At 40.5% G+C, this 16,531-nt stretch carries 15 protein-coding genes; 4 read left to right on the plus strand and 11 right to left on the minus strand.

Annotated features, from left to right (window positions below; translation table 11 throughout):
- Positions 1 to 354: 354 nt before the first annotated feature.
- The 11 genes from pilB to gpmM form a co-directional block, all read right to left on the minus strand.
- Positions 355 to 2,034 carry a type IV-A pilus assembly ATPase PilB gene (gene pilB, locus QMA12_RS20545; RefSeq protein WP_290211301.1) on the minus strand — a complete coding sequence of 560 codons (1,680 nt, stop codon included), beginning with the start codon at positions 2,032 to 2,034 and terminating at the stop codon, positions 355 to 357.
- 121 nt (positions 2,035 to 2,155) lie between these two features.
- Positions 2,156 to 2,794, minus strand: a complete 639-nt coding sequence (gene coaE / locus QMA12_RS20550) for a dephospho-CoA kinase (protein ID WP_290211302.1) — start codon at positions 2,792 to 2,794, stop codon at positions 2,156 to 2,158.
- A gap of 1 nt (position 2,795) precedes the next feature.
- A complete protein-coding gene (locus QMA12_RS20555) occupies positions 2,796 to 3,701 on the minus strand; it encodes an A24 family peptidase (protein WP_290211303.1) in 906 nt (301 codons plus the stop codon).
- 670 nt (positions 3,702 to 4,371) lie between these two features.
- The gene (locus QMA12_RS20560; protein ID WP_290211304.1) at positions 4,372 to 5,598 is read right to left on the minus strand and encodes a type II secretion system F family protein; all 1,227 of its coding nucleotides are present in this window, start codon (positions 5,596 to 5,598) and stop codon (positions 4,372 to 4,374) included.
- Entirely contained in the window at positions 5,598 to 6,923 is a 1,326-nt protein-coding gene (locus QMA12_RS20565; protein WP_356948036.1) for an O-antigen ligase family protein, read from the minus strand. Before QMA12_RS20565 ends, QMA12_RS20560 begins: the two co-directional genes overlap by 1 nt.
- Positions 6,924 to 6,968: 45 nt before the next feature.
- Positions 6,969 to 7,421 (minus strand): pilin, encoded by a 453-nt coding sequence (locus QMA12_RS20570; RefSeq protein ID WP_290211305.1) that lies wholly within the window; start codon positions 7,419 to 7,421, stop codon positions 6,969 to 6,971.
- 494 nt (positions 7,422 to 7,915) lie between these two features.
- On the minus strand, positions 7,916 to 8,761 hold the full coding sequence (gene nadC / locus QMA12_RS20575; RefSeq protein WP_290211306.1) for a carboxylating nicotinate-nucleotide diphosphorylase: 846 nt from the start codon (positions 8,759 to 8,761) through the stop codon (positions 7,916 to 7,918).
- A 465-nt stretch (positions 8,762 to 9,226) separates the two neighbouring features.
- Positions 9,227 to 9,991, minus strand: coding sequence for a divergent polysaccharide deacetylase family protein (locus tag QMA12_RS20580; RefSeq protein WP_290211307.1), 765 nt, complete (start codon positions 9,989 to 9,991; stop codon positions 9,227 to 9,229).
- A gap of 54 nt (positions 9,992 to 10,045) precedes the next feature.
- The gene (locus QMA12_RS20585; protein WP_087534400.1) at positions 10,046 to 11,290 is read right to left on the minus strand and encodes a S41 family peptidase; all 1,245 of its coding nucleotides are present in this window, start codon (positions 11,288 to 11,290) and stop codon (positions 10,046 to 10,048) included.
- A gap of 52 nt (positions 11,291 to 11,342) precedes the next feature.
- Positions 11,343 to 12,482, minus strand: a complete 1,140-nt coding sequence (locus QMA12_RS20590) for a peptidoglycan DD-metalloendopeptidase family protein (protein ID WP_087534390.1) — start codon at positions 12,480 to 12,482, stop codon at positions 11,343 to 11,345.
- Positions 12,483 to 12,485: 3 nt separating this feature from the next.
- On the minus strand, positions 12,486 to 14,030 hold the full coding sequence (gpmM, locus tag QMA12_RS20595; protein WP_290211308.1) for a 2,3-bisphosphoglycerate-independent phosphoglycerate mutase: 1,545 nt from the start codon (positions 14,028 to 14,030) through the stop codon (positions 12,486 to 12,488).
- Positions 14,031 to 14,234: 204 nt separating this feature from the next.
- Between gpmM and QMA12_RS20600 the strand changes: the two genes are divergently transcribed.
- Genes QMA12_RS20600 through gpsA form a run of 4 tightly spaced genes read left to right on the plus strand, consistent with a single transcriptional unit; the run spans position 14,235 to position 16,501 of the window.
- Positions 14,235 to 14,666, plus strand: a complete 432-nt coding sequence (locus tag QMA12_RS20600) for a rhodanese-like domain-containing protein (protein WP_087534388.1) — start codon at positions 14,235 to 14,237, stop codon at positions 14,664 to 14,666.
- Between the two features lie 31 nt (positions 14,667 to 14,697).
- Complete coding sequence (gene grxC / locus QMA12_RS20605; protein WP_087534387.1) at positions 14,698 to 14,955, plus strand: glutaredoxin 3; 258 nt, start codon at positions 14,698 to 14,700, stop codon at positions 14,953 to 14,955.
- A gap of 49 nt (positions 14,956 to 15,004) precedes the next feature.
- On the plus strand, positions 15,005 to 15,490 hold the full coding sequence (secB, locus tag QMA12_RS20610; protein ID WP_087534386.1) for a protein-export chaperone SecB: 486 nt from the start codon (positions 15,005 to 15,007) through the stop codon (positions 15,488 to 15,490).
- 3 nt (positions 15,491 to 15,493) lie between these two features.
- Positions 15,494 to 16,501 (plus strand): NAD(P)H-dependent glycerol-3-phosphate dehydrogenase, encoded by a 1,008-nt coding sequence (gene gpsA / locus QMA12_RS20615; protein WP_290211309.1) that lies wholly within the window; start codon positions 15,494 to 15,496, stop codon positions 16,499 to 16,501.
- The last annotated feature ends 30 nt before the right edge of the window (positions 16,502 to 16,531 follow it).

Genomic DNA, 16,531 nt, shown 5'->3' on the forward strand with positions numbered 1-16,531 from the left:
GTGAATGAGCGTAAATGAGAAAAGCCACGGGTTACAGGGAATGAATTATCTATACACCAAGTACCTAGTCACTTCTCTAGAACCTTTCACCTCATAAGCGCAGCGCCTCATAACCTCTTTGTGAATATATCACTTTAATAGATTTACATGCTTAAAGGTAAGTGAGTTGCGGGCTATGAAACATCTTTCGCCTAGTACCTTTACTATCGTAGGAGAGCGCTTTAGCGCCGATGAGCTTAAAAAATACCCCAAACAATCACGGCTAAAGCCTGTTCCTACAAGAGCTAAAATACCTAGCTCCTATTCACTTTCCTAGAACCTAGCACCTTTAACCTAGCACCTTTAACCTATCCCTTAAAAGCTTGTCACTCGGTTTATTTCAGCAAGCGATGTTACTCCATCAGCTGCTTTTTTGAGGCCGGATAAACGTAAATTATTAAACCCTGATTTTAACGACACTTCTGCAATTTCTAGGGAGTTACCGCCACGCATAATGATTTGTGCAATTTCAGGCGTGATTTGCATGACTTCGTATATACCAACACGCCCTTTATAGCCTTCGGTGCAGCTATCACACCCTTTAGGTGCAAATAAAGTTAACTCATTTATTTGCTGCTCGCTAAATCCTTGGCGCTTTAGTTCTTCAGCTGGCAGCGTCTCGGGTGTTTTACATTTAGGGCATAAACGACGCGCTAGGCGCTGTGCGATAATTAACGTTATTGAGCTTGCTACGTTATACGCAGGTACACCCATATTTAATAAGCGGGTTAGGGTTTCTGGTGCTGAGTTGGTATGTAATGTAGACATAACCAAGTGACCTGTTTGCGCCGCTTTTATTGAAATTTCAGCGGTTTCAAGATCACGGATCTCACCGACCATGACTACGTCGGGATCTTGACGTAAGAATGCCTTAAGTGCATTGGCGAAGGTCATGTCTGCTTTTGGGTTTATTTGTACTTGGTTAATCCCTTCAAGGTTGATCTCAACCGGATCCTCGGCGGTACTAATATTACGTTCAGGCTGATTAAGAATATTTAAGCCCGTATAAAGTGATACTGTTTTACCAGAGCCGGTAGGGCCGGTAACTAAAATCATCCCCTGTGGTTGCTCTAGGGCATCCATATAAAGCTTTTTCTGCTCGGGTTCGTAACCTAGTACATCAATGCCGAGCATGGCACTTGATGAATCTAGGATACGCATTACGATTTTCTCGCCCCATAAAGTCGGCAGGGTGCTTACACGAAAATCGATGCTTTTACGCTCGGTAATTTTTAGTTTTATGCGGCCATCTTGTGGTTTACGTTTTTCAGCGATATCTAAGCGCGCCATTACTTTAATACGTGCTGACAACCGCGTAGCTAAGCTATTAGGTGGGCTTGCCATTTCGTGCAAAATACCATCAATACGAAAACGTACACGGTATTTATGTTCATACGGTTCAAAGTGTAAATCTGATGCGCCTTTTTTTATGGCGTCCATTAAAATTTTATTAATGTAGACAATGATCGGTGCGTCGTCTTTTTCGTCTTCGCCTGTATTTTGTTGATCTTTAGAGCTGTCAGTATCTAAATCGGCAAACTCTTTAAACTCGTCATCACTTAAGTTCAAACTGCCAGACGCATCGAGTAATTGCTCAATTTTATTATCTAGTTGCTGATAGTCAGCAACAACGACTTCGCACGAAAGCCCTGTACTAAACTCAAAGTTTTCAAAGGCACCATAGTCTGTAGGATCTGAGGCGGCGATATAAAGTTTTCGGCCTTTTTTAACTAAAGGTAGAATATGGTGTTGCCTGATGAGTTTTTCTTTAACTAGTTCTTTAGGGATTAACTCAACATTAAAATCACGTAAGTCAAAATAAGGCACACGAAATAAATCAATACATTGCTCAGCTAGCTCGTGACCGTTAATTCCACTGCACTTAGCGATAAGCTCAGCGGTAGAGCTAAATTCACGTTGTTTTAATTTAACTGTTTCGGCGTCAACACGACCAAGTGTGATAAATTTTCGTAATAATGGTGAATTAATGTTCATTGCGCACCCGGTAAGATCCTTTCATGTTAGCAATTTATCAGAAAAAAGAAGGGTATAACATCAGTCTTGTTGATTTAGCTTAATTTGCAAACAAAAAGATGAAAAGTTTTCAATTTTCTCATCATTTAGCGTTTACTTTAGCTTGTTTAGCTAAGGCTAAATAACGATAGTGCAATTGTTGCAACTGACTTTCTACTAGGTCCAAGCAGCGATTGTTATCAATAATATCATCTGCTTTTTTTAGCTTATCTTGGCGCGACATTTGTGCTGCAATAATACTTTTAGTTTGCTGCTCTGTTACACCGTCGCGCTTTGTAGTGCGGGCAAGCTGCACTTCTTCTGGTACATCTACTACAAGTGTACGTTGACAGTATTGATCTAGCTTGTTTTCAAACAATAATGGGGCAACTAATATAACGTATTCGCTGGTGGCATTAGCTAAATCGGTGAGTAGTTTTTCTCGAATCATAGGGTGGAGTAAATTATTCAGCCAAGTTTTTTGTTCGTTATGTGCAAAAATAATTTCGCGTAGATGACTGCGATTTAAAGAGCCATCGGGGTTTAAAACATCAGTACCAAAGTGAGCGGTTATAGCATTTAAACCTTCGCTTTGTGGCGCTACGACTTGGCGAGCAACTATATCGGCATCAACAACCGCTATATTGAGCTTTTCAAACATTTCACTTACGGCGCTTTTGCCTGAACCAATACCGCCTGTTAACCCTAACACCCAGTTATTAATTTTGTTTTTTTGGGTCATATTAGTAACCTAAAGAATTAAAATATAGGCTTTGAATTTTCTCACCCCAAAGTAAGGTAACCCATCCGGCGATGGCTAAGTAGGGGCCAAAAGGTATCGGTGTGGCTTTATCTTTACCTTGAATGCTCAATAGCGCGATACCAATCACTGCACCTACTACGCTTGAAAGCAAAACAATAGTTAACAGCGCCTGCCAACCAAGTAGGGCACCAAATACCGCGAGTAATTTAAAATCGCCATAACCCATACCTTCTTTACCGGTTACCAGCTTAAACAACCAAAATACGCTCCATAAGCTTAAATAGCCACATGCGGCACCAATTATTGCATCAGTAGCTGTGAGCTCCGTCACCCCAAATACAGAGGCTATTAAAGCAAGCCAAACTAGAGGTAGGGTGAGTTGATCTGGTAGTAACATGTGATCAATATCGATAAAAGTCAGGGCAATTAACGCCCAGGTTACAAAGACGTAAAGCAAGGCGATATCTGTTGCGCCAAAAGTGGCGGCGACAATTAGACTCAATATAGCTGTGAGCATTTCAACAATGGGGTAACGAATTGATATCGGAGTGTTACAACTTGCGCAGCGGCCTTTTAATAAGAGCCAACTAATAACAGGGATATTCTGCCAAGGCTTAATGGCTGTTTTACACTTAGGGCACGTGGAGTTGGGCTTAATAAGGTTAAAAACCTCAGCTTTTGATTTTGCTTGCTCAGTTGGTTTTAGCTCATCAGCAAGTAAAATTCGACACTCACTATGCCATTCACGTTTCATCATTTCAGGTATGCGATAAATCACCACATTTAAAAAACTACCTACACATAAGCTAACAAGGCCTATGGTTAATAAGTAAAACCATAGTTGGTTTTGCATTACTGTAATTATATCAAGAAAAAAATCGTGCATTACATACCTAAAAAATTAAGTTAAAAACCATTTTCACAAAGAGAAGTGAGTGAGAGCAAATGAGGAAAAGCCAAAACACCTAGCACTTGTGGGAGAGCGCTTTAGCGCCGATGAGGTTTAACACATACCTCAAACTCAAACAATCACGGCTAAAGCCTGTTCCCACAAGACAAACCACACTCCACACCTGGTAGGAGAGCGCTTTAGCGCCGATTGGCCTCTTAGCATATACTCCAAACCTAAACAATCACGGCTAAAGCCTGTTCCCACAAGACAAATCACACTCCACATCTTGTAGGGGAGCGCTTTAGCGCCGATGAGGTTTAACACATACCTCAAACTCAAACCATCACGGCTAAAGCCTGTTCCTACAAGACAAATCACACTCCACATCTTGTAAGAGAACGCTTTAGCGCCGATGAGCTTTTACATATATCCAAACCCAAACAATCACGGCTAAAGCCTGTTCCCACAAGACAAATCGCACTCCACACCTTGTAGGAGAGCGCTTTAGCGCCGATTGGTTTAACACATATCCAAACCTAAACAATCACGGCTAAAGCCTGTTCCCACAAAGCCAAGACACCTAGCACCTAGTCACTTCCCTAAAGCCTCTCCCTCTTAAGCGCAGCGCCTCATAACCTCTTTGTGAATAAATATATTACAGTGATTATATGACTGAGCCAAGCTGGAATATTGGTAAGTACATGGCGATGATCAAACCACCAACGAGTACACCAAGCACCGCCATAATCAGAGGTTCTAACAGGCTTGATAAACCGTCTACTGCATCATCCACTTCTTGCTCATAAATAGTGGCTACTTTTGCAAGCATTCCATCAAGTGAGCCAGACTCTTCACCTATAGCGACCATTTGTACTACCATATCAGGGAATATTTTTGAATTACGCATTGCCCAGTTCATTTGGTTACCAGAGCTAACCTCTGCTTTGATATCTAATATCGCATAGCGATAAACTGCATTACCTGAGGCACCAGCCGCAGAATCAAGCGCATCAACTAGGGGTACGCCGGCAGCAAACGTGGTCGATAAAGTTCGGGCATAACGTGCAACCGCGGCTTTGTTTAAAATCATGCCAATTACCGGTAGTTTTAATATTGCTCTATCGTTTGCATCCCGTAGTTTTTTACTTTTAAGCAGAGCCTCTTTATAGGCATAACCAAAGCCGACAATAGCAATCAGCATTATCCACCAATATTCTTGCATAAATTCAGATATACCAATAACCATTAAGGTAAATGCGGGCAATTCTGCACCAAAACCAGCGAAAATATCTTGGAATTGCGGTACTACAAAAATCAGTAAGATAGAGGTAACGATTAAGGCGACTACCAAAACTGCGATAGGGTAGAACATGGCCTTTTTAATTTTTGATTTTAACGCTTCTGACTTTTCTTTATAAAGGGCAACGCGGTCAAATATTTTGTCCAGTGCGCCCGATTGCTCGCCAGAGGCAACTAAATCACAATATAAATCATCAAAGTAACGCGGGTGCTTACGAAGAGCGTTTGATAACGTACCACCGGCTTTTACTTCATCGCCAATGGTTTCCATAAGCTTAGCTACGCTTTTATTAGTGGAGCCGGTACCTATCATTTCAATCGCTTGGATGAGTGGCACACCTGCCATTAGCATGGTAGCAATCTGTCTGGTAACCAGGGCTATGTCTTTTGGCGTAATTTTTTGCATTCGCGTGCCAAATAACGGCTTGGCTTTACGCTTTACTTTAGAGGGAGTAATACCTTGCTTTCGGAGCTGGGCCTTTACTAACGCAATACTAGCACCAGTCATTTCGCCTTCAAGACGTTTACCTCGGGCACTTACGCCGATCCACTCAAAGGTATCAAGTCCTTTTTTATCCGCTTGTTTTGCCATTACTGATCCTCGAAGTAAGTAAGCTTACAATGTTCAAATGATAGTTGCCCGTTAGACCAAAAGTTAGGGCCATATGGTTTAGGGTCTAAACAGTTATAACTAAATATGACCAAAGTCGCGTAAAAGAAACATATTATGGATGCTATAGACCATACTATTTTTTTATGTGTATTTTTTTCCCTTTCAAATAAATTATAACCTAAATACTTAAGTAAAATCCCAACTAAAATACATAAAAAAGTTTGTGGTATTGGCATGACAATAACACCACTGACTAATGAGTAAATTAGTAAGCTTACGAACGATGTGAAACAGGTTAGAAACTCATTGTTATCTTTGTGTTCTCTGATGAATACTAGAGAGTGATTTATTAACTTATATGTAAACCAAACCAAAATTGATAAAACAATTACGCCCCAGTTATTCAAAATTTGAAGAATGCTATTATGGGGATGGCCAAAATCGAAAGTTGTAGACTTATACCCTCCAGGGCCATTACCGATAAATAGTGTTTTAAAGCTTATGTTGTTGATGACTTCTAGCCATAATTCGTACCTTTTTGAACTGCCAGTTCTTATTGTGTATTCAGTTGAGTGGTAAAAGCTAAGATAAAAATAATGAAGTGAAAATAATAAAACAGCAGCTAATAGACAAAAGAATATCTCTTTTATCATACTTCTATTTATGAAATAGCAGTAAATTAGTGTTGTTATCAATATTGCTATTGAAGCCCCTCGAGCACTACTGAAAATTAGCAAAAATAAATTTAAGGTCAGAGTGGCTTTGGCAATACATTGTAACTTAGGGTGAGAAATAAAATAGATAATAAAGGGTATGCTTAGAACTTGAAATTGATTAAAAAATCGAATGTTATAAAAGCCATATAAAACGCCATCAGGAAATGGGGCTTCACTTGATAGAATGAAAAAAGAATAATTAAGTAATGAATAAGACACTAAAAATATGTTAGTAAAGAACAATGAATAAAATAAAATAGAATTATAATTTTTTATTTTATAACCTAATATAACAAGGCTTATTAGCATTATTGTGTGAAGATAGCTCAAGCTTGAATATAATAGGTTGTTACTTAATAGTGTGCTGATTAGACCAAGAAATAGCATCAAATTTAGTATCAGGTTAGGTTTGTTTTTTAACTTGATTGAGTGAAAATAGAGTAAGGTACATAAAACAAGGAGTATAGATTGGAAAACTCTTTTTTCATTAAATAAACCCAAAAAATACTCATCAATAAATGGGATTAAACAAAAAAATAAGAATAAGGAAGGGATGTAAGAGTGAAGTAAATCTTTTCTAGTATCCATAATGTAAGCTCTTTCATAGAAAGAGCTATTTTTACTAATTGTCAATTAGCTTTTGCGACAGTTTTGCGGTACGTATTTATTTAATGCACTATCGTCAATTTCGCAGTTCCATGTAACTCCACCGTTTGCCGCATTTGGAGTAAAAACTAAAGTAGAGCCATCTAAAGCGCCAACATTAGTTCCTTTAACAGTGGTAGTTATTACGCCAGAACCACTTACTTCAACTGAGGCAACATAAGTAGATGAAATGCCTGTAGTATCTAAACCTACTTTTGCATTGCTACTACAGGCAGTAATATCACCAGTAGTAATAATACACTCACTAACTGCAGTTTTAGCTGAACCCGCAAAAGTAACTACTTCACTCATTTTTGCGCGAGTCGTATAATCTTGATAAGCAGGCAGTGCTACCGCTGCAAGAATACCGATGATTGCAACTACAATCATTAATTCAATTAGGGTAAAACCCTTTTGACTTTGTTGTGTCATTTTTTCCATGTTCCTCTCCTAAAGGATAGTGTGTATGTAAGCTAATCAGTTTATTAGTGATGGTTTGTGCCTTAACTAATATAACTTGCTTATCTTACGGTTTTTTTAAAATCGTTCTATCTAATCTAAGTGTACCTAACCTTTGTGAAGGAAAAAGTAGGCTATTAGAATTACTTTAGCACTAAAATTACGTTTTGAAAGCTAATTTAACAGCATTTAGCGCCATTTTATGAACTTTCCTAGCATAAAAAAGCACAATTTAAGTTATCGCTATTTTTTACCTAATTAAAAGCAAACAAATGTAAAAAACAAAAAATAGTTATTTAGGATTAGTGCTTTTAGGCTTTTTTAGTTATCTAGGCTTATCTTAACATCATTTTTTATTAAATGGGGCTCTAAAATTAACACTTTGTAACAAAATAAGCCTTTTGGCTTATTTAATGCTTTTTTGTACAAAATGTCAACGGATTAGGTAAATATTAAATTTTTAACTTTAAGAATAATTACTCAAATCGCATTGATAAGTCGATTGATTGTAAATTTTTTGTAAGCGCCCCGCTTGAAATAAAGTCTACCCCAGCTTGTGAATAGGTTTTAAGTGTTTCTATGGTCATATTGCCCGAAACCTCTAGCTTTGCCCGCTTATCAGTTAATTCGACAGCTTGTTTTATCTGCTCTGGAGTAAAGTTGTCTAGCATTATAATATCTGCGCCGGCAACTATGGCTTGATCTAGCTCATTAAGTGATTCAACTTCTACTTCAACCGGTTTACTTGGGTGGTTAAGCTTGGCTTGCGCAACCGCTTTATCAATACCACCACAGGCTGCTATGTGGTTTTCTTTAATTAAAAACGCATCGAACAACCCAATACGATGATTTGCCCCGCCACCACATTTAACTGCGTATTTTTGTAATGCACGTAAACCAGGAATTGTTTTACGAGTATCGAGTAATTGTGTTGTTGTACCTGCAAGCTCTTTTACATAGTGTGCTGTTGTTGTAGCTGTGCCTGATAGAGTTTGCACAAAGTTAAGTGCTGTTCGCTCTGCTGTTAAAATAGCCCGTGCAGAACCTGTTGCAGTAAATAATGTATCGTTTGCTTTAACGCTATCACCATCATTTACTAGCACATTAACTAAAACGCTAGGATCTACTTGGTTGAATACTTCTAAAATAATGTCTTTGCCACAAAATACACAGTCTTCACGGGTAATTACTTTTGCATTGGCTTGTTGTGTTTGCGGAATTAAGGCTGCGGTTATATCGCCTTGCTCTGCGTTTTGGTGATCTAGGTCTTCATCAAGGGCAAGTTTAACTAGCTGGCTTAAAAGGCTGTGCGGAATTGACATTATAAAAGCTCATTATAATTAGGAAATTGGTAAAATTTTACTATGTTTGAAACTGAAAGTGAATGAGAACAAATAAATGCTCAGGGCGGGGGTTATGGGATTTGGTTACGAGCTGCGGGATTCGGGCTACTAGCTGCGCGGGCTTATTATCGTAGGAGAGCGCTTTAGCGCCGATTGGCTTTAACACATAACTCAAGCCCCATCACGGCTAAAGCCTGTTCCTACAAAGAAAAGCCACGGGTTTCGTGCAATGGGCTTCTGGCTATGAATACACCTAGTACCCAGTCACTCCCCCTAGAACCTAGCACCTAGTACCTAGCACCTTTTACCATCGTAGGAGAGCGCTTTAGCGTCGGTTGGCTTTTACGCATATTCTAAGCCTAAAACACAATCACGGTTAAGGCCTGTTCCCACAAAAGACAAGACATTTAGAACCTAGTTCCTTTCCCCTTGTAACTTTAAAGCTTACCTCGCACTCAGCCCTTTAGACTCGGCCTGTGCGAGTTGTATGTATTTTCGTTCTACTAGCTGCGATAGCGGCACGAGTTCAAAGCCTTGTTGTTCCAGCTCGGGGAGTTTACGCGATAAAAACTCGATGGTTTCAGGGTAGGGGTGTGCGATGGCAATGGCGAAATTATAGCGCTGGGCTTTGTGTTTTAGTTCATCAAATCTAAATTGCAGTTGTTGTTCGTTGATGATGTTGTCTAAAAATACATGGCGACCTACATTTTCTACCCCATATAAATTTGCTACGTTTTGCGCTTGGCTCAAATTGGTGGTGCGGCTGTCTAAAAAATATAGGCCACGTTGCTTGAGTACTTCCATGGTCCATTTCATGGGTTGGCTTTTTTGTGTTAACGCTGAGCCCATATGGTTATTGACCCCTTTAACTTCGGGGAGGCTCGCCAGTGCACTATAAAGAGTATGTTGTAGTTGCTCTTTATCCATATCACTTGTCAGTGCACCAGGCCCTAGGGCTTTGCTGTTATCTAGGGCTTGCATTGGCACATGAAGTAGTAACTCTTTGTTGGAACGACTGGCAAGTTTGGCAAAAATTTGCGAAAAGGGGGTATGGGGCAAAATCGAAAACGAAATTTTACCAGGAAGGTTTAACGTTTCTAAATCGCGCTGATGATTACCAATATCATCAATCACAATCGCTATTTGCTTTGCTTGTACCAATGCGGGCAAGGAGCAAATAGCTATTAATAGCCAAATTAGTTTTTTCACATTTATAATTTTTATTATCTGTTATTAGCAAAGGTCAACTGACCCTAGCAAAGGTCACTTCATAGACAGTAATTGTTTTGCTTTAAGTAACTGTTGATCAGTTGGGCTGCTGCCAAGCCATGGTTGATCACCTTTTCCTTGTTCATTTTTTATTATAGCGACTTTATCTATTTGTGAAAGAGCTGATTGATTAATCGCCACATCAGGAGCAACTCCTACGCCATCTATGGATTTTCCTGAAGGCGAAAAATACTTTGCAGTGGTGAGCTTTAATGCGGTATCGCCATTACCTAATGGAATGAGCGATTGCACAGAACCTTTACCAAACGACTTGTTACCCACTAATGTTGCTCGGTTATTATCTTTTAAGGCCGCGGCTAATATCTCGGCGGCAGAAGCTGAGTTTTCATTAATCAAAACAACGATAGGAGAGCCGTTTAGTATGTCTCCTTTGCTTGCTTCAAAATGCTGATTAGCATCATAAAAGCGACCTTTAGTAGTGACTATAGTGCCGCTTTGTAAAAATAAGTCAGACACCGCAACTGCGCTTTGTAATGTGCCGCCGGGGTTGTCGCGTAAATCTAAAACGAGCCCCGTTAATACTCCGCCATTATTACTTTTTAACTGTGCTAATTGGCGTGAAACGTCATGTAACGTATGGTTGGTGAAGCTATCAATAGCCATATAGCCAATACCAAAATCATAAAGTGAACTGGTTACACTTTCGAGGTTTATCTCTTTGCGGGTTACTGCAAAGTCCAGTGGCGCTTTTGAGTTGTCTCTTTGAATACTCAAATGAATTGTGGTTGATTCACTTTGTTGGATCATATTTGCCACTTGGCTGATTTTTTTATTGGTAACCGGGCGGTTGTTTATGGCCAATAAAATATCATTTTTTTGAATGCCAGCATGGTATGCCGGTGAGTTTTTTAGTGCATTGATAATAATGATATGTTCATCTAGCTCTTGCACTTCAATGCCTAAGCCGGTGTAACGACCATTGGTGCTATTAAAAAGAGCATTGAGTTCGCTTTCATCTAAAAACTTTGAATAAGGGTCGAGGTTTTTTAGTAAGGTTTCGAATTGTTGTTGATCATCAAAGCTGCTTTGCAGTGGCAAATCTTCAACGTAATAGGCATGTATATTATAAAGAATTTCGTGCTTTTGCTGGCTTTTAAGATCGCTAATCGAGGTGACGGCTAAGCTGCTAAAGCTCAGGCATATTAAAATACTAACCAAAAGTAGGTAAGTAATCAGTTTGCAGCTAATAACGTTATGCTGCAGGTTAAAAGAGGTCATTTTTGTTGTTGGCATCAGCTGCTCCCCATGGGGTGCAGCTACGTTTATTCAATTAAAGTCGTCTGCACCATTTAACAGGATTTACTGCGCGTCCTTTATGGCGTATTTCAAAGTATAGACCAGAATTTGCTTGTCCGCCGCTTTGACCTACTAATGCAATAATATCGCCTTGACGAACCATGTCGCCAACATCTTTAAGCAAGGTTTGTGTATGCCCATAAAGGCTCATAAACCCTTCACCGTGATCAACAACAATGACCCAGCCATACCCTTTTAGCCAGTCAGCGTAAACAACTTGACCGTTATGGACGCTACTAACTTGGCTGCCTTCATTGGCGCTAATTAACACGCCTTTCCAATCGATTCCGCCGTGTTTACGCTGGCCAAATTTGTGGGCAAGTTTACCTTTTGTTGGCCAGTTTAATTTTCCTTTACTGGTATTAAGGCCCAGTAACTCTACTTTTTGAGTTTTTTCTTTTTCAAGCTCTTGTAATGTGGTTACCAGTGTTTTTTCGTTTTCTTTTAAATAATTAATAGAGTTTTCGGTTGAGCTTAATTTTGCTTTTAGTTGCTTAATATTGGTTTTACGCTGCTTTTGTGCATCAACTAATGCTTGGTGTCGGGTTGTTTGTTCTTGATGTAAAGCCAGTAAATGTTGTTTGGTTTTTTCAAGTTCGAGCTGTACGGCTTCTATTTCTACTAGCAGGGTTTTTAGTTCTTCAATTTGTTCTATGCGGGCTTTATTTAAGTAATTGTAATAACTTAATGTGCGCTCAACTTGGGCGGTGTCTTGTTGGTTAAGTAGCATTTTCGAGTAGTCGTGCCCACCTGACATATAGGCACTTTTTAATTGTGCCGCCAGTGCTTGTTGTCGCTGTTTTTGCTGTTGCAGTAATGTGTTTGCTTGTTGCTGCTGTTGTGCTTGTTGTTTTTCAGTGTCTTTAATTGATTGCTTGGCGATATTGAGCGCTTTTGCATTTTTAGCAATACTTAGCTCATGCTGCTGTAAGGTTTTTTGCAGCTTGGCGATATCTTTACGTTGGGCTGCGAGCTCAGCTTCACTTTGCTTTAATGCGCTTTGTATCTGTGATAGGTCTTTTTTAGTACGGTCTTCATTCGCTATTGCCGGAGCAATAACGAATGAAGTAAGCATTAACAGACTACCAATTAACTGGTTAATACTTTTTATCATGATTTATTTCAATGTCATGATAGGTGTGCCAGTCATTTCGCTAGGCTGTTCCATGCCCATCAGGTGTAACATGGTGGGTGCTACATCACTAAGCGCTTTGCCATCGGTTGGAGTCGCATCGCGGCCAACGTAAATAAAGGGTACAGGCTCGCTGGTATGCGCTGTATGTGCTTGTCCGGTAGAAGGGTTAGCCATTTGCTCTGCATTACCATGATCGGCAGTGATCAGTGCTTCTCCGCCAAACTCTTCTAAAGCAGCCACAACGCGACCAATACAATGATCAACGGCTTCACATGCTTTTACCGCAGCTTCAAATACACCAGAGTGACCAACCATATCACCATTTGGATAGTTACAAATAATGGCGTCGTATTGTCCACTCTTAATTGCTGCCACAAGTTTGTCGGTGAGCATTTCAGAGTTCATCTCAGGCTGTAAATCGTAGGTTGCAACTTGAGGCGATGGGATTAGCTCGCGGGTTTCGCCTTCAAATTCATCTTCACGGCCACCACTGAAGAAGAAAGTCACGTGTGCGTATTTTTCTGTTTCAGAAATGCGCAGCTGCGTTTTATTGTGTTTTTCAAACCATTCGCCAAGTACATTAACTAATGGCTCAGGAGCAAAGGCTGCAGGGGCATCTATATCAGCGGCGTATTCAGTTAACATGACAAAGCCACTTAATTGAGGGGCTTTCTTTTTGGCAAAGCCGTCAAAGTCAGCATCAACAAATGCGCGAGTCATCTCGCGGGCACGGTCAGCTCTAAAGTTTAAAAAGATCACGGTATCGCCGTCATTGATTTGAGCAGCAGGTTGGCCATCAGCGGCAATTGCTGTGGCGGCTACGAATTCATCGTTTTCGTCGCGTTCATAGGCTGCTGTTAATGCGTCAACACCATTAGTATAGGTATTTTGCGCGATGCCGCTGACCATTAAGTCATATGCTTGTTCTACACGGTTCCAGCGGTTGTCACGGTCCATTGCATAATAGCGACCAACAATTGAGGCTAAGCGGCCGCAGTTAAGCTCATTAAATAATGCTTCAATACGTTCAATTGATGCCTGGGCACTGCGTGGTGGTGTATCACGGCCATCTAAAAAGGCATGAAAGTACACCTCTTTTGCACCACGTTTAGCGGCCATTTCAATCGCGGCAACAATGTGATCTTCGTGGCTGTGTACACCGCCTGGGCTTAATAGCCCCATTAGGTGAACGGCTTTATCTGCGTTAACGGCTTTATCTATATTTTCAACCAGGGTTGGGTTGTGCTCAAATTCGCCATCATCAATTGATTTAGTAATGCGAGTGAAGTCTTGATAGACAATACGCCCTGCACCTAAGTTAACATGGCCTACTTCTGAGTTACCCATTTGACCATCAGGAAGACCAACATCTAAACCAGAGCCTGAAATTAATGTGTGAGGGCGTGTTGCCCAAAGCTCATCTAATACGGGCGTGTTAGCTGCTAAGACGGCATTACTTTGCTCGTCTTCGCGGTATCCCCACCCATCCAAAATCATTAATACGAGAGGTTTTTTATGCTGTGTCATTTTAGCTCCTGAAAATTACCACCTGTTGGATTGTTAGCATACCGTGTTTTTGCTTGTGGATCAGCATTCAAAAAGCGCGATATTAATATATTTCACTCTCTGGTAATTTTTCATCAAGCACGTATACTTGCGTGGCTAGGGGCTAGCCCCGATGTTTTAACCCCAGCGCTCAACGCGCGGGACAATTTTCATAGTGGAAGACGCATGGATCAATATATTGAATTTATCGGTAATCATCCGATTTTAAGTTTGGCTTGGGTGGCGTTAGTTGCGCTAATTGTCGGTGGTTGGTTTAAAAGTAAATTTTCAGCAATTCGCCAAATAAACCCGCAACAATTAACGCTATTAATCAATCGTGAAGATGGCTTAGTTGTTGATATACGTGCACAAAAAGAATTTAACAATGGCCGTATCGCAGGGGCTGAACACCTTAACCCAGAAAAAGCGAAACAATCTGACTTCTCTAGCCTTGAAAAGTCTAAGAGCAAACCCATTATACTAGTATGTACAACGGGCATGACGGCTTCAGGTATTGCAACAGCAATGCATAAAGCGGGTTTTGAGTCAGTTTATATTTTATCTGGTGGTATGGGCGCTTGGCAAAGTGCTGGCCTACCTACGACAACCGGCCGCTAACAAGATTAAGCCAGCCGATAGAGGATTTTTTATGAGTAATGTTGTTCTATACACCAAAGCGTATTGCCCTTTTTGTCAACGTGCCTTGGCACTGCTTGAAAGCAAAGGTGTGCAATTTAAAAATATTGATATTGGTGTACAGCCTGAACTGCGTGACGAAATGATTGCAAAAGCAGGTGGTGCGAGCACAGTACCGCAAATCTTTATTAATGATGAGCATATCGGCGGTTGTGACGACATGATGGCAATTGAAGCACAAGGTAAACTTGATGCTAAGCTAAACGCTTAAAAGCCAGTTAACGAATTTATTATAAAAACGATTAAAGTTAGGAATTACAATGAACGAAGAAAACCAAAACGTAGCAGCACAAGACGCTGGCGCACAATTTACTATTCAACGTATTTACACTAAAGATGTATCTTTCGAAACGCCAAATTCACCGGCTATCTTCCAAAAAGAATGGACACCTGAAGTTAAACTTGATCTTGATACCCGCTCTAATAAATTAGACGAAGGTGTATTTGAAGTTGTTTTAGCGCTAACTGTGACTGCGTCGATTGGCGAAGAAACTGCGTTTTTATGTGAAATTCAACAAGCGGGTATCTTTACTATCGCTGAAGTTGAAGAAGTTCAACTTGCACACATGCTAGGTGCTTTTTGCCCTAATGTGTTATTCCCATACGCACGTGAAGCAGTTTCTAACCTAGTTAATCGTGGTACATTCCCACAACTTAACCTTGCGCCAGTAAACTTTGATGCATTGTTTGCTCAATACATGCAGCAACGTGCAGCGCAAACTGATCAGGCAACAGCAGACGCATAATTTATGAGTACAGCAAATTCAGCTGTTACTGTATTAGGGGCGGGGTCTTATGGCACCGCCCTTGCTATTTGTTTAGCCCGAAATGGTCACCGAGTGACGCTTTGGGGACGCAATAGCGATGACGTTGCCACGCTTGCAGCTGAGCGGAAAAATCAACGTTACTTACCCGATGTCACTTTCCCTGACACTTTACTTCTTGAAGCAGATTTACATACCGCAGTTAATGATAGCCAAATTATATTGGTAGTCGTACCCAGTCACGCATTTGGCGATACGTTACGTCAAATTAAGCCATCACTACGTGAAGGTGCACAAGTTGCTTGGGCAACAAAAGGGCTTGAACCAAATACTGGGCGTTTATTACAAGAAGTTGCACAGCAAGAGTTGGGTGATGATGTGCCGTTAGCTGTGGTATCAGGGCCTACTTTTGCAAAAGAAATGGCCATTGGTTTACCAACAGCTATTTCGGTGTCGTCTACATCGACTACATTTGCTAAACAGTTAGCTGATTTATTACATTGCGGCCGTTCATTTAGGGTGTATAACAATGATGACTTTATTGGTATTCAACTCGGTGGTGCGGTTAAAAATGTTATCGCTATTGGCGCTGGCATGTCAGATGGCTTTGGTTTTGGTGCTAATGCGCGCACAGCATTGATCACCCGCGGGTTAGCTGAGTTATGTCGTTTAGGTTGCGCATTGGGAGCTAAGTCAGAAACCTTTATGGGTATGGCTGGCCTTGGTGATTTAATACTAACCTGTACTGATAACCAATCTCGTAATCGTCGCTTTGGTTTAGCTCTTGGTCAAGGTGAAGGCGTTGAGGCTGCTATTGAGTCGATAGGTCAGGTTGTTGAAGGCTATCGCAATACCAAAGAAGTGTATTTGCTTGCTCAACGTGCGGGTATTGAGATGCCTATTACAGAGCAAATATATCAAGTTCTTTATGAAAATAAAGACGTGAAAGAAGCTGCTATGGCATTGTTAGGCCGTGAGCAAAAATCAGAATAGCGCGTTTTAATGATTTATAATAAAGCGTAG

It is taken from the genome of Pseudoalteromonas sp. APC 3893 (genome assembly GCF_030408095.1).
GTDB lineage: Bacteria > Pseudomonadota > Gammaproteobacteria > Enterobacterales > Alteromonadaceae > Pseudoalteromonas.